Source organism: Micromonospora sp. NPDC005291 (assembly GCF_040607415.1).
Taxonomy (GTDB): Bacteria; Actinomycetota; Actinomycetes; order Mycobacteriales; family Micromonosporaceae; genus Micromonospora.
The window spans coordinates 126,178-137,801 of the sequence record NZ_JBEXGR010000003.1 but is presented as its reverse complement, the minus strand read 5'-3'; the positions used below and the strand labels follow the sequence as shown (position 1 = coordinate 137,801).

The 11,624-nt window shown below is 71.0% G+C and carries 16 protein-coding genes; 7 read left to right on the top strand and 9 right to left on the bottom strand.

Annotation, left to right across the window (positions count from 1 at the left end; translation table 11 throughout):
• The first annotated feature begins 1 nt into the window (after position 1).
• A complete protein-coding gene (locus ABZT18_RS05055) occupies positions 2-787 on the top strand; it encodes a CbiX/SirB N-terminal domain-containing protein (protein WP_354995408.1) in 786 nt (261 codons plus the stop codon).
• A gap of 68 nt (positions 788-855) precedes the next feature.
• Here the strand turns inward: ABZT18_RS05055 and ABZT18_RS05050 are convergent, their stop codons facing one another.
• Positions 856-1,113 carry a WhiB family transcriptional regulator gene (locus ABZT18_RS05050; RefSeq protein ID WP_088950012.1) on the bottom strand — a complete coding sequence of 86 codons (258 nt, stop codon included), beginning with the start codon at positions 1,111-1,113 and terminating at the stop codon, positions 856-858.
• A 449-nt stretch (positions 1,114-1,562) separates the two neighbouring features.
• The gene (locus tag ABZT18_RS05045; protein ID WP_354995342.1) at positions 1,563-2,513 is read right to left on the bottom strand and encodes a diacylglycerol kinase family protein; all 951 of its coding nucleotides are present in this window, start codon (positions 2,511-2,513) and stop codon (positions 1,563-1,565) included.
• Here ABZT18_RS05045 and ABZT18_RS05040 point away from each other — a divergent pair.
• On the top strand, positions 2,512-2,946 hold the full coding sequence (locus tag ABZT18_RS05040) for a hypothetical protein (RefSeq protein ID WP_354995341.1): 435 nt from the start codon (positions 2,512-2,514) through the stop codon (positions 2,944-2,946). The genes ABZT18_RS05045 and ABZT18_RS05040 overlap by 2 nt on opposite strands.
• Before the next feature lie 24 nt (positions 2,947-2,970).
• Here ABZT18_RS05040 and ABZT18_RS05035 read toward each other — a convergent pair whose 3' ends face one another.
• The 3 genes from ABZT18_RS05035 to sodN are packed head-to-tail and all read right to left on the bottom strand — an operon-like array spanning position 2,971 to position 4,333.
• The gene (locus tag ABZT18_RS05035) at positions 2,971-3,378 is read right to left on the bottom strand and encodes an ATP-binding protein (RefSeq protein ID WP_354995340.1); all 408 of its coding nucleotides are present in this window, start codon (positions 3,376-3,378) and stop codon (positions 2,971-2,973) included.
• Positions 3,375-3,932: a GNAT family N-acetyltransferase gene (locus tag ABZT18_RS05030; protein ID WP_354995339.1), complete on the bottom strand. Its 558-nt coding sequence runs from the start codon at positions 3,930-3,932 to the stop codon at positions 3,375-3,377. Before ABZT18_RS05030 ends, ABZT18_RS05035 begins: the two co-directional genes overlap by 4 nt.
• Positions 3,929-4,333 (bottom strand): superoxide dismutase, Ni, encoded by a 405-nt coding sequence (sodN, locus tag ABZT18_RS05025; RefSeq protein ID WP_112583661.1) that lies wholly within the window; start codon positions 4,331-4,333, stop codon positions 3,929-3,931. The genes ABZT18_RS05030 and sodN overlap by 4 nt, the downstream gene beginning before the upstream one ends.
• Positions 4,334-4,417: 84 nt before the next feature.
• On the opposite strand from sodN, the gene ABZT18_RS05020 reads away from it, so the two are divergent.
• The 3 genes from ABZT18_RS05020 (at position 4,418) to ABZT18_RS05010 (ending at position 7,142) form a co-directional block, all read left to right on the top strand.
• Complete coding sequence (locus ABZT18_RS05020) at positions 4,418-4,768, top strand: S24/S26 family peptidase (protein ID WP_354995338.1); 351 nt, start codon at positions 4,418-4,420, stop codon at positions 4,766-4,768.
• Positions 4,769-4,911: 143 nt separating this feature from the next.
• The gene (locus ABZT18_RS05015) at positions 4,912-6,090 is read left to right on the top strand and encodes an NADP-dependent malic enzyme (protein WP_355250469.1); all 1,179 of its coding nucleotides are present in this window, start codon (positions 4,912-4,914) and stop codon (positions 6,088-6,090) included.
• An 89-nt stretch (positions 6,091-6,179) separates the two neighbouring features.
• Positions 6,180-7,142: a zinc-binding dehydrogenase gene (locus ABZT18_RS05010; protein WP_354995336.1), complete on the top strand. Its 963-nt coding sequence runs from the start codon at positions 6,180-6,182 to the stop codon at positions 7,140-7,142.
• 106 nt (positions 7,143-7,248) lie between these two features.
• On the opposite strand, the gene ABZT18_RS05005 is transcribed toward ABZT18_RS05010, so the two are convergent.
• Together ABZT18_RS05005 and ABZT18_RS05000 are read right to left on the bottom strand one after the other, a co-directional pair.
• Positions 7,249-8,217 (bottom strand): chlorophyllase, encoded by a 969-nt coding sequence (locus tag ABZT18_RS05005; protein ID WP_354995335.1) that lies wholly within the window; start codon positions 8,215-8,217, stop codon positions 7,249-7,251.
• 88 nt (positions 8,218-8,305) lie between these two features.
• A complete protein-coding gene (locus ABZT18_RS05000; protein WP_354995334.1) occupies positions 8,306-9,355 on the bottom strand; it encodes an aldo/keto reductase in 1,050 nt (349 codons plus the stop codon).
• 90 nt (positions 9,356-9,445) lie between these two features.
• Here ABZT18_RS05000 and ABZT18_RS04995 point away from each other — a divergent pair, with 90 nt between their 5' ends.
• Entirely contained in the window at positions 9,446-9,907 is a 462-nt protein-coding gene (locus tag ABZT18_RS04995; RefSeq protein WP_354995333.1) for a MerR family transcriptional regulator, read from the top strand.
• Here ABZT18_RS04995 and ABZT18_RS04990 read toward each other — a convergent pair.
• The gene (locus ABZT18_RS04990) at positions 9,789-10,334 is read right to left on the bottom strand and encodes an aminoglycoside adenylyltransferase (protein WP_354995332.1); all 546 of its coding nucleotides are present in this window, start codon (positions 10,332-10,334) and stop codon (positions 9,789-9,791) included. The genes ABZT18_RS04995 and ABZT18_RS04990 overlap by 119 nt on opposite strands.
• A 26-nt stretch (positions 10,335-10,360) precedes the next feature.
• Positions 10,361-11,257 carry an alpha/beta hydrolase gene (locus ABZT18_RS04985; protein WP_354995331.1) on the bottom strand — a complete coding sequence of 299 codons (897 nt, stop codon included), beginning with the start codon at positions 11,255-11,257 and terminating at the stop codon, positions 10,361-10,363.
• Positions 11,258-11,415: 158 nt separating this feature from the next.
• Here ABZT18_RS04985 and ABZT18_RS04980 point away from each other — a divergent pair, with 158 nt between their 5' ends.
• Positions 11,416-11,583 carry a hypothetical protein gene (locus ABZT18_RS04980; protein ID WP_354995330.1) on the top strand — a complete coding sequence of 56 codons (168 nt, stop codon included), beginning with the start codon at positions 11,416-11,418 and terminating at the stop codon, positions 11,581-11,583.
• Positions 11,584-11,624 lie beyond the last annotated feature (41 nt).

The following is an 11,624-nucleotide window of genomic DNA, read 5'->3' as shown; positions in this document are numbered from 1 at the left end:
GGTGACGACCCCGACCGGCCCCGGTGCGGCCGGCGGGGCGGATCCGGTGGTGCTGGTCGCGCACGGCAGTCGAGATCCACGCGCGGCCGATGCCACCAGAGCGCTGGCCCGGGCCGTGTCGGCGGCCCGACCGGGCACGCCGGTATGGGCAAGCTGGCTGGACCACACTGAGCCGGGGCCGACCCAGGTGCTACGCGACCTGGCCGTGGCCGGCCACCGTCGGGCGGTGCTGGTGCCGGTGTTGTTGACCGCCGCGTACCACCATCGGGTGGACATTCCGGCGGCGGTCGCCGCGGCGGCGCAGGCCGGGCCACCGCTGGCGGTACGGGTGACCGATGTGCTCGGCCCGGCGGACGGAACGGTCGACCCGGGGCTGCTGGCCGGGCTGTGCCGTCGACTCGGTGAGGCGCATCCGGGCCGCTTCGACGCGCTGGTGCTGGCCGCGGCGGGCACCAGGGACGCACGGGCGCGTCGCTCCGTGGGCCGGGTTGCGGACGCGCTCGGCGTGGAGTTCGGGGTGCCCTGCCGGGTGGCGTACGCCTCGGCGGCTCCACCGGCGGCCGGCGTGGCGGTGTCCCGGCTGCGGGCGGGTGGTGCACGCCGGGTCGCGGTGTCCGCGTACTTCCTGGCACCGGGGCTGTTTCACGACGCGGTGGCCGAGGCGGCCGGTGCGGCCGGTGCGACGGCGGTCGCCGCCCCGTTGACCGACGCGCCGGAGTTGGCCGAGTTGGTGCTGCGCCGGGTCGACGACCGGTCCGGCCGGCGCGTGGTGGCACGGGCGGGGTGATCCTGTGGCAGACAGCGGAACGCCCCGGCGGGCGAACCCACCGGGGCGTACAGCTGTGTCGTTGGGGATCAGGCGGAGTGAGCGCGCAGCACCCGGAGGCCGCCGCGCCGCTTGACAGCGCGCCGCTCCTCCTCGCTCATTCCGCCCCAGACGCCGGCGTCCTGACCAGACTCAAGTGCCCACTGGAGGCACTGGTCGGTCACGGAGCAGCGCCTGCAGACGGCCTTGGCCTGCTCGACCTGCAGGAGAGCCGGCCCGGACGTCCCGATTGGGAAGAACAGCTCCGGGTCCTCGTCGCGGCAGACACTATGGTGACGCCAGTCCATGGCGGCAACACTCCTCATTCTGGATGGGTGGCAAATATTGCTTGTCGTGCTTTTCCTATATGCATCCGCAGTGCCGGTGGTGACAGTTAGCGTCTGTCCATTCGGCAGTGCGTGAGCAGGCAGTTAGTGCCCGGGGACCTGCTGGAACAGCTCAGCCTGACGAGCATATCCACGCAATGTCCCGGTAACTCAAGTTCGCTTGTGAATACTTTCACGAACACTCGCGATGTCAAGGGTGACGCTCGGAAAAACTCCGAGCGGTGAGCAAGCCCACAACCCATTTGCCCGAGTTCCAGCGCTTTCCTGGTTACCCGCCGTGCCACAGTCGAGGATCAATATAGTACAGTCCGCGTGACATTGCTGACATTTCCGGCACCTGCCCCTCGGTGTGGCGGCGACGGGCCGATGCGGCTGTGGCGACCGTGTCGACCTAGGGCAGTACCCGAGACCTAGCAGATTACTCTCAGTGCGGCGGGAACGGAGGTGAATCTGACTTTCTCCCGCTCCCCAAGATAGTCGCCGTCCAGCTGAAACGCCTGCGGGCGGCTGGAGAGCAGCGTGAACTCCGCCGTGTCATGGAGTCGTAACACCTGCCGACCACGCGGATCCGCCTGCCGAGACAGGAACTGCGTCACCGTCCGTGTTGTGCTAGCCACCCGGAGCTGACGCAACGCCAGCACATCCAGCCCGAGGTCGAACGACGCCGCCGGGTTCGGGTTGACCTCCCGGTCGCCCAGATACGTCCATGGCGCCGTGTTCTGGATGATGACGGTCGCCAGCTCGGCCTCCGCCGGCTCACCCGGACGCTCCAGGGTGATCGCCGGATGCCGCCGGTCCGAGCCGAGGAAGTACTGGTTCATGATCGAGCGCAGATAGAGCGCCGGCGTGGAGACCCGACCCTTCCGTCGGGCCTGCTCCACCCTGTGGATCACTGCGGCGTCCAGGCCGAACCCGGCGCAGAAGGTGAAGTAGCGGTCGTCCGCGCGGCCCAGCCCGACCGTCCGGCTGCGGCCCAACCGCAGCCCTTCGAGGATCATGCTGGTCGCCTCCGGCCACTCCCGGGGCAGGCCCAGCGCGCGGGCGAACACGTTGGTCGATCCGCCCGGGACGGTCGCCAGCGCGGGCAGGCGCTCGGCCAGCGGGGTGTCATCGGCGCGGGCTGGTGGTTCGGCCGTCATCAGGCCGTTCACCACCTCGTTCACGGTGCCGTCGCCACCCAGGGTGACGACCACGTCGACCCCCTCCGCGGCGGCCTCCCGGGCCAGCGCAACGGCGTGCCCGCGCCGCCGGGTGTAGCGCACACTGAGGTCGACTTCGCTGCGCAGCGCCCGGACAAGCACGTCCCGGCTGCGTTCGCTGGTGGTGGTGGCCTTTGGATTGACCACCAGGACGGCCCGCATGGGCGGCACTTTACCTGTCGGTAGCCCGGGTATCGTGGCGCGCGTGACCATCGACTCGGCCCCTTTTCCCGTCACGCTCCGCTGGGCGGTCCGGCTGCTGTGGGCGGAGGCGGCTGTCGTCGGGCTGATCGCCATCTGGCTGGTCTGGGCCGACCTCACGGCCACCACCACCGATCTTCTGTCGGCGTTGCTGATCACCGTGTTCGCCATCGGGGCGGCGGTCGTGCTCTGGGCGCTGGGCCGTGCGCTGCTGCGCCGTCAGGCGGGCGCACGCGCCCCCGCGATCGTGCTCCAGCTGATGCTGCTGCCGATCGGGTGGTTCATGATCCAGGCCGGGCTTGTCTGGTTGGGCGTGCCGTTGATGGCGCTCGGCCTGGGCGTGGGCTGGCTGCTGGTCAGCCCTCCGACGACCCGGGCCCTCGGCTTCGAGTGACCGTGCCGGGCGCGCGTTGGCCGGTCAGTAGCCGCCAGCGCGGCGGGTGAGCAACGCGATCGTGGCCCGACCGTCGGCGGCCGTGGCGGACGCCGAGGTGGTCAGCGCGGTGAGCACCTTCCAGGCGAAGGACGACTCGGCGGGCAGCGTGGCACCACGCACGGTCGGCACGGTCACCTCGACGGTCAACGCGTCCTCGGTGACCGCGAAGCGGCACTCCAGCTCGGCGTCGCGGGTGGCGATGGCGAGCAGCATGGCGCACGCCTCGTCGACCGCGATCCGCAGATCCTCGATCTCGTCGAGGGCGAACTGCAACCGGGCCGCGAGGCCGGCGGTGGCGGTACGGAGCACGCCGAGGTAACCGCCGTCGGCAGGCACCGTGAGGTGCACCACGTCGTCGTCGGTTGCTGGCTGGCCAGTCAGTTGAGTCACGCCTCATCCCCCCGGTCGGGGACTCTACCCGGTCGGTCGCCCGTACGCGTGCCGGCGGCGGTGGCATGGTTCGCCAGCTCGCGCAACGCGTCGCCGCTGAGCCGGTAGGGGACCCACTCGTTCATCTGCTCCGCGCCGATCGAGGCGTAGAACCCGGCGGCGGGGTTCCAGTTGATCATCCACCACTCCAGTCGCCGGTAGTCGCGTCGTACGCAGATGTCGGCCAAAGTGGCGAGCAGCAGCCGGCCGGCCCCGGTGCCCCGGGCGGCCGGCCGGACGTAGAGGTCCTCCAGGTAGATGCCGTGCACGCCGGCCCAGGTGGAGAAGTTGAGGAACCACAGCGCGAAGCCGATCGGCTTGTCGTGCTCGTCGACCGCGACGTGCCCGAACAGCGCCGGTGCGGTCGTGAAAAGAGCCGAGGTCAGCTGCTCGGTGGTGAGGTGGCACTCGTCGGAGGCGCGTTCGTACTCCGCCAACTCGTGCACCATGGCGACGACGGCCGGCACGTCCTCGGGACGTGCCGGCCGGATCGTCGAAATGACCGGTGAGGTCACGCCTTCTTGGTCTCCCAGAAGATCTTCGAGATCTCGTCGATCTTCGCGAGCAACTTGTCGGCGGTGGCCGGGTCGAGGCTGCCCTTGACGCCACCGGCGCCGGCGAGCTTGGTGGCCTCGTTGAACAGGCTGTGCAGGTTCGGGTACTTCTCGAAGTGCGGCGGCTTGAAGTAGTCGGTCCAGAGCACCCAGAGGTGGTGCTTGACCAACTCGGCGCGCTGCTCCTTGATGATGATGGCGCGGGTGCGGAACTCCGGGTCGGTGTTCGCCTGGTACTTCTCGCAGATCATTTTGACCGACTCGGCCTCGATCCGGGCCTGAGCCGGGTCGTAGACGCCGCACGGCAGGTCGCAGTGAGCGCTCGCGGTGACGCGGGGCGCAAGGATGCGCGGAAGTCGCATCGGGATCCTCCATGGGAAGTTTGCGATGATCAAAGGCGACATTACTCCTGGGAGTGCTCCCCGAACCGGGCGGAGGTGAAACCAGTGCGGGCCGATCACCCTGCGGAGGCGCCCCGGTTGCGGTGGCCGCTGACCGCTGTCCTGGTGACCGGTCCGTCCATGGCGCCGACGCTGCGGCACGGCGACGCGGTGTTGGTCCGTCCCCGTGGCCGCCCGATTCGTCCCGGTGACGTGGTGGTCGCGGTCTTCCGGACCCGTCCGGAGCTGCTGGTGGTGAAGCGGGCGGTTCGGCCGCAGGACGGCGGTTGGTGGCTGCGTGGTGACAACGACCTGATCACCGATGACTCCCGGGCGTACGGGGTGGCCGACGTGCGGGGGAGGGTGGTGGCCCGCTACTGGCCGCGCCCCGGCCGGGTTCCTCGCCACCGGTTATGACCCTGCTCACATCCGGGCGGCAGTGCCGACACTATGCTCGGAAGTGCCCGGGTGACCCCCCGCACCGCGCGCCACCGCTCGCCGCCCACCTCGCGGCCGGGCCCGGCCGCCCCATCTGCTCGACAGATCCTGGAGTCACCACCATGTCTTCGTCCACCGTGGACCCTGCTGATCCCGTCTTCCTGCTGCACCGGGGCGGCAAGATGGCCGTCACCTCGACCGTGCCGCTCACCAGCCGGGAAGATCTCTCCCTGGCGTACACCCCGGGGGTGGCCCGGGTGTGTGAGGCGATCGCCGCCGATCCCACCCTGGTGGACGACTACACCTGGGTGTCGCACACGGTCGCGGTGGTCACCGACGGCTCGGCGGTGCTCGGGCTCGGCAACATCGGGCCCCGCGCCGCGCTGCCGGTGATGGAGGGCAAGGCGGTGCTGTTCAAGCAGTTCGCCGGGGTGGACGCGGTGCCAGTCTGCCTGGACACCCAGGACGTGGACGAGATCGTCGCCGTGGTGCGGGCGCTGGCCCCCTCGTTCGGCGGGATCAACCTGGAGGACATCAGCGCGCCGCGCTGCTTCGAGGTGGAGCGGCGGCTCGACGAGGCGCTGGACATCCCGGTCTTCCACGACGACCAGCACGGCACCGCGATCGTGGTGCTCGCCGCGCTACGCAACGCCGCCACCCTGCTCAACCGCAAGCTCGGTGATCTGCGGGTGGCGGTGAGCGGTGCGGGCGCGGCTGGGGTGGCCGTGACGAAGATGCTGATCGCCGGGGGCGTCAACCCCGACCAGGTGGTGGTCTGCGACTCCAAGGGGATCATCGGCCGGCACCGCACCGAGCTGACCGGCACCAAGGCCGAGCTGGCGGCGAGCACCAACGCGGACGGCCGCCGCGGTGACATCACGGAGGCGCTGCGCGGCGCGGACGTGTTGATCGGCGTCTCCGGTGGGCAGATCCCCGAGGCCGCCGTCGCCGGGATGGCCCCGGGAGGGATCGTGTTCGCGCTGGCCAACCCGACCCCTGAGGTGCACCCCGAGGTGGCCGCCCGGCACGTCGCGGTGGTCGCCACCGGGCGCAGTGACTACCCCAACCAGATCAACAACGTGCTGGCGTTCCCGGGGGTGTTCCGTGGTGCGTTGGATGCCGGCGCCACCCGCATCACCGAGGCGATGAAGGTCGCCGCCGCCGACGCCATCGCCGGTGTGGTGGCCGAGTCGCTGACCATCGACGCGATCGTCCCGTCTCCGCTCGACCCGCGCGTCGCGCCGGCCGTCGCCGAGGCCGTCGCTGAAGCCGCCCGCCGCGACGGCGTCGCCCGTCGGTAAGGACGCGTGGGCCGGGGGCGCTCCGGCGCAGCATGCGCCGCCGGCCTACGCGACAGGGCGCCTTCTTAACGGGCGCTCAGCTTGTTACCGTGCCGATCATGCGTGCAGCCTTCGCCTCCAGCTTCGACGACGCCGACCCGCTCGCCGCGCTCACTGTCGGTGAGCGGCCCGAGCCGACCCACCCGGCCGACGACTGGGTGACCGTGCAGTTGCGGGCCACCTCGCTCAACCACCACGACCTCTGGTCATTGCGCGGGGTGGGGCTCACCAAGGCCCAGCTGCCGATGATCCTCGGCTGCGACGCGGTCGGGCTGGACCCGGAGGGACGCCCGGTGGTCGTGTACCCGGTGGTGGTCACTCCAGGTGACCCACGCGGGGTTTCCATCCTCTCCGAGTACTTCCCCGGGACGCTCGCCGAGCGGGTCGCCGTACCCCGGTCGAACCTGATCCCGCTGCCCGACGGCATGGCGGCGACCGACGCGGCGTGCCTGCCCACGGCCTGGCTGACCGCGTGGCGGATGCTGACCACCAAGGGCCGCGTCGCGGACGCGGACTGTGTGCTGGTGCAGGGCGCGGGCGGTGGCGTCGCCACAGCGGCCGTCGCGCTCGCCGTCGCGATGGGCAAGCGGGTGTACGCGACCAGCCGCGACGCCGTCAAGCGGGACCGGATCTCCGCCCTGGGCGCCACCGCCGTTGAGCCCGGTGCCCGGCTGCCGGAACGGGTCGACGTGGTGATCGAGACGGTCGGTGCGGCCACCTTCGACCACTCGCTGAAGTCGGCCGCGCCGATGGCCCGGATCGTGGTCTCCGGCGCGACCGCCGGGCACGAGCCGTCGGTCAACCTGCGCCGGGTCTTCGCGATGCAGTTGGAGATCCTGGGCACCTCGATGGGCACCCCCGGCGAGCTGTACGAGCTGCTGGCGTTCTGTTCCGACAACGAGGTGCGCCCGGTGGTGGACAGCGTCATTCCGTTCAGCCGGGTCGAGGACGCCTTCGCCCGACTGCACTCCGGCAACGCCTTCGGCAAGATCGTCATCGATCACACCGCCTGACGCGGCGCAGGATCCGCACAACATCACGGAAACAGTGGCCTCCGAGGATGCTGAGGCCACTGTTTCCCGGAGGTTGTGCGGATCTTCGCGCGATCGTGCCGCCGCTTTACAGGTGATCGTCGAAGGTGGCGATGTCGCCGCGCGTCGCGTCGGTGTGGATGCGGCCCTTGGCCCCCGCGTCGCCGTAGAGCGTCCAGCGGAGGAACTCGACGGACGTGTCCGAGACCACCCGTAGCGTTGCGCCGTCGCCGAGCAGCGCCCGCCCGTGGTCGCCCTTCGGCAGGCTCAGCATCGCCTTCGGCCAGGGCACCTTGTCGTACGCGGCCTTACCCGCCGCGTACTCGACCACCTCGTCCAACTCCCCGTGCACGAACAGCTGCGGCGCGGCAGCACCAGCGAACGCGGTGCCCACACCGATCGCCGTGCCGGCGAACACCACGCCCGCGTCCAGCCGTTCGTCCCGGCTGGCGGTGAAGAGACCGATGGTGGTCACCCCGCCCGCCGAGTGCCCGGCCGCGGCCACCCGGTCGGCGTCCAGCCGGCCGCGCAACGAGTCGCCGGCCTTGCCGTCCAACGCCAGCACCTGTGTCAGCGCGTACGACACGTCGGCCGGCTGGTTGAGCACGTCGAGGACATTGCCGTCGCCACCCTTGGAGGTGTGCGGGAAGGTCGGCGCGGCCACCACGAAACCCGCCGCCGCCCACCGGGTCAGCAGCGTGGCGTAGTCGTCCGGCCGCCCGCCCAGGCCGTGGCTGAACATCACCACCGGAAATCGGCCGCTCGCCGCCGCCGCCGTCCGTTTGGGCGCGCCGCCTGCCTCCCCGGCCGCCGGGTACCAGAGCGTCACCGGCAGCGCGCGCCCGTCCCGGTCCAGCTTCAGTTGACGTACGCCGACAGCGAAGGCGCGCTGTGGCGCGGTCCCGGAAGGGACCTGCGGCGTTGGCGTGGCGGCAGGCTTCGGCTCGGCCGGCGGCGCCTGCCAGCTCTCGCTCGGCCGAGTGTCCGCCGAGCAGCCGACCAGACCGGCCATGAGCACGGTGCTGACCATCAGTGCGAGGGTGGTGCGACGCGACATGAATCCGATTGTGCCTCGTTCGGCCGGCCCGATCGACAGGGTCGGACGCACTGTGCCCACCCCATCACCCGGCGCTGGACCGTCGGCGTCAGGCGGCAGCACGCTCGGCGAGTGGGCGCCGCCGTCGTGCGGTGTCCGTCAGTGAACGTGGCGGGAAGGCGGCGTTGGGGTTGTACCGGTTCGTCCCGGGCGGCACGATCTCGTCGATCCGGTCGAGGGTCGCATCGTCCAGGGTGAGCGTGGCGCCCTTGATCAGATTTTCCAGTTGCTGCATGGTCCGCGGTCCGATGATCGCCGAGGTGACGGCCGGATGGGCCACGGTGAAGGCGATGGCGAGCTGCGGAAGCGTGCAGCCGATGCTCGCCGCGAGGTCGACGAGCTGTTCGACGATGTCGAGCTTGGCGGCGTTCTCGGCGATCGTGGGATCGAATTGTGCCGGCCGTAGTCCGGCACGCCCGGTCGACAGGTCGATGGGCTGGTCCCTGCGGTATTTGCCGCTGAGGAACCCGAAGGCGAGAGGGCTCCAGACCAGCACTCCCATGCCGTAGCGCTGGCAGACCGGGAGGGTCGAGGTCTCGACTCCGCGGGCCAGGATCGAGTACGGCGGCTGCTCGGTGCGCAGGCGTCCGAGGCCGCGCCGCTCGGAAACCTGGTGCGCCTCGACGATCTCCTCCGCGGGGAACGTCGAGCAGCCGAAGGCGCGGATCTTCCCCTCACGGACCAGGTCGGTGAGCACCGAGAGTGTCTCGTCGATGTCGGTCGAGGGGTCGGGACGGTGGATCTGGTAGAGGTCGATCCAGTCGGTGTTCAAACGCCGGAGGCTCCCCTCGACCGCCTTGAGGATCCACCGCCGTGAGTTGCCACCCTGGTTGGGGCCCTCGCCCATCGGAAAGTGCACCTTGGTGGCGAGCACCACGTCGTCCCGGCGCCCCCGCAGCGCCTTCCCCACGATCTGTTCGGACTCACCCCGGCCGTACATGTCGGCGGTGTCGACGATGTTGATGCCCTGGTCGAGAGCGGTGTGGATGATGCGGACACAGTCGTCGTGGTCGGGGTTGCCGACGGCACCGAACATCATGGTCCCGAGGCACTGGGTGCTCACCTCGATGCCGGTGCCGCCGAGGGTGCGATAGCGCATGCCGATGCTCCTTTGGCGCTTCAGTAACGATCACGAGGCACCCTAGGAGCTGGAGTCGGCTCTAGGTCAACCCCGGCTACCCTGCTCGGCATGGCCGAGGTCACCGCGTCTCTGAGCATCGGGCAGGTCGCCGAACGCACCGGCCTGAGCGTGCACACGCTCCGTTTCTACGAGCAGGAGGGCGTCTTCGTCAGCCCCATACGCCGTGGGCCTGCCGGGCGTCGCATCTACAGCCAGGACGACGTGGACTGGCTGACCGTCTGCATCATTCTCCGCGCCTCGGGAATGCCCCTCCCCGCGCTGCGCCGGTATGCCGCCCTCGTCCGGGAAGGCGACGGTAACGAGGAGGAACGACTCGCGCTGCTCCGCGAGCACCACGGGCAGGTCACTGACCAGATCGGCAGGCTCACCCAGTGCCTGGACCTGATCACATTCAAGGTCGGGGTGTACGAGGACCTGCTCGACCAGGACCGGCGCGCAGCCGAGCCAGGTCGTCGGCGTCCTTCGGTCGACGCGGGCGCTCCGGCATCCAGACCGGGTACATCTGCTTGAACTCGATCTGGGCCGCCACCGAGATCGTCGGCACGACGAGCGGGCCGATCCGGCCCGGCGACGCGTCCAACATTCCGGCCGGCAACGGGGTGCCCTCCCAGGGCCCGGCGCCCACCGTGGGTCTACCGGTCCGATCCCGACCGAGGTACGCGAAGCTGACCTCCACGTCGCCGACGAACAAATCCAGCTGCCGGTCCACCGGCATTCGGGGGTCGAAACGCCAGCCCCGGCTGAGCAGCAGGGTGGCCAGCCGGTCCGCGTCCTCGCGCCAGCAGTACCAGTCGACGTCGACGTGCGGGCGGGTCGCCGCGCCGAGCTGGAAGTCCATTGCCCAACCGCCGCGCAGCCATACCGGCACGCCGGCCGCCCCGGTCACCGCGACCACCTCGGCGATGCTCGCCAACTGGCGGCGCGCGAGCTCGTCCACCGGGCCACCGTACCGGCGCGGCAGCATCAGCGGGCTGGGCGGAACTCGTAGGTGGTCAGCGTGGGGGTGCGGGCGTCGGCGGGGAGGCGGGCACCCGCCGCCGGGTCGCCGTAGAGGGTCCAGCGCAGGAAGTCGGTGGTGGTGGCGAGAACCGGGACGAACCCCGGGTTGCCCGGCGTTAGGTACGCACCATGGTCCTGCCCGAGCAGGCTGAGGAACGCGGCCGGGCCGGGGGTACGTCCGTACGCCGCCCGCCCGACCGCCACCGGCACCACCGCGTCGGCCGTGCCGTGCACGAAGAGCACCGGCGCGGCCGGCCCGGCGAAGCTGCCGGGCAACCCACCGCCGGCGATCACGATCCCGGAACGCAACCGGGCCGGGTGCCCCTCGCTGAACATGCCGGAGGTGGTGTAGCCGCCGGCCGAGTGCCCCGCGGCGGCGATCGACGTCAGGTCCAGGTGGCCGGCGAGCGGATCCTCGCGGTCCCGGTCGAGGCGGCCCAGGTGTCGGATCAGCCGCCAACCGTCAGCGGGCTGGTTACGCACATCGGCCCGGCTGAAGTGGGCGGCACCCTGTCGGGTGTGCGGGAACGCGGGAGCGGCCACCACGAAACCGGCAGCCGCCCAGCGGGTCGTCAGGCCCGCGTGCAGGTCGGGTCGGCTGTGCAGCCCGTGGCTGTAGATCACCACCGGGAAGCGCCCGACCGCCACCCCGTCCGCCGACGCCGGATACCAGATCGTCACCGGCAGGGGGCGCGCCGAGCGCGGATCGAGGGTGAGCGTACGCACGCCGACGGCGTACGACCCCTCGGGCGCCCGACGCGCCGACGGTGGCCCGCCGGACCCGCCCGCCACGGCGGTGGCCGGCGCGCAACCAGCCAGCAGAGCTGTCACCAGTACGGCGATCAGCCGTCCCGCCCCCATCGTTCCACGGTAGGTGCCCGAGAGTGCGCAGCGAGCCCGCCGTCCGGCCCGCCTGCACCCGCCACCCGGTCGGGTCCGCTCCGCCAGCCGGGTCGACCCGACCGGTCGGCGTGGGCCGGGGGCGGTGCGCCGCGACCAGCTTCGCTAGGGTCACCGACATGCCTGAGAACTACACCGACCCCAGCGGCAACACCGAGGCGTTCCGCGCGTTCAACCAGACGCCGGAGGCCACCCCGCAGGCGGAGTCGCCGTCGCGCCTGCCGCTGATCATCGGCGCGGCGGTGGTCGTCGTGCTGCTGGTGGCCCTCGTCGCCTGGCTCGCCTAGACCTCCGTCGAGGTCCGCTGACCCGGTCGCTCTCTGCTGGT

Coding starts and splice junctions, on each gene's coding strand:
- ABZT18_RS05005 (WP_354995335.1), bottom strand. CDS start 8,217: ATGTCGCGTCGCACCACCCTCGCACTGATGGTCAGCACCGTGCTCATG.
- ABZT18_RS05040 (WP_354995341.1), top strand. CDS start 2,512: ATGGGCGGCACTTTACCTGTCGGTAGCCCGGGTATCGTGGCGCGCGTG.
- ABZT18_RS05045 (WP_354995342.1), bottom strand. CDS start 2,513: ATGCGGGCCGTCCTGGTGGTCAATCCAAAGGCCACCACCACCAGCGAA.
- sodN (WP_112583661.1), bottom strand. CDS start 4,333: ATGCGACTTCCGCGCATCCTTGCGCCCCGCGTCACCGCGAGCGCTCAC.
- ABZT18_RS05050 (WP_088950012.1), bottom strand. CDS start 1,113: ATGGACTGGCGTCACCATAGTGTCTGCCGCGACGAGGACCCGGAGCTG.
- ABZT18_RS05000 (WP_354995334.1), bottom strand. CDS start 9,355: ATGCGCTATCGCACCCTCGGCGGCACCGGCATCGAGGTGAGCACCCAG.
- ABZT18_RS05015 (WP_355250469.1), top strand. CDS start 4,912: ATGTCTTCGTCCACCGTGGACCCTGCTGATCCCGTCTTCCTGCTGCAC.
- ABZT18_RS04980 (WP_354995330.1), top strand. CDS start 11,416: ATGCCTGAGAACTACACCGACCCCAGCGGCAACACCGAGGCGTTCCGC.
- ABZT18_RS04995 (WP_354995333.1), top strand. CDS start 9,446: ATGGCCGAGGTCACCGCGTCTCTGAGCATCGGGCAGGTCGCCGAACGC.
- ABZT18_RS04985 (WP_354995331.1), bottom strand. CDS start 11,257: ATGGGGGCGGGACGGCTGATCGCCGTACTGGTGACAGCTCTGCTGGCT.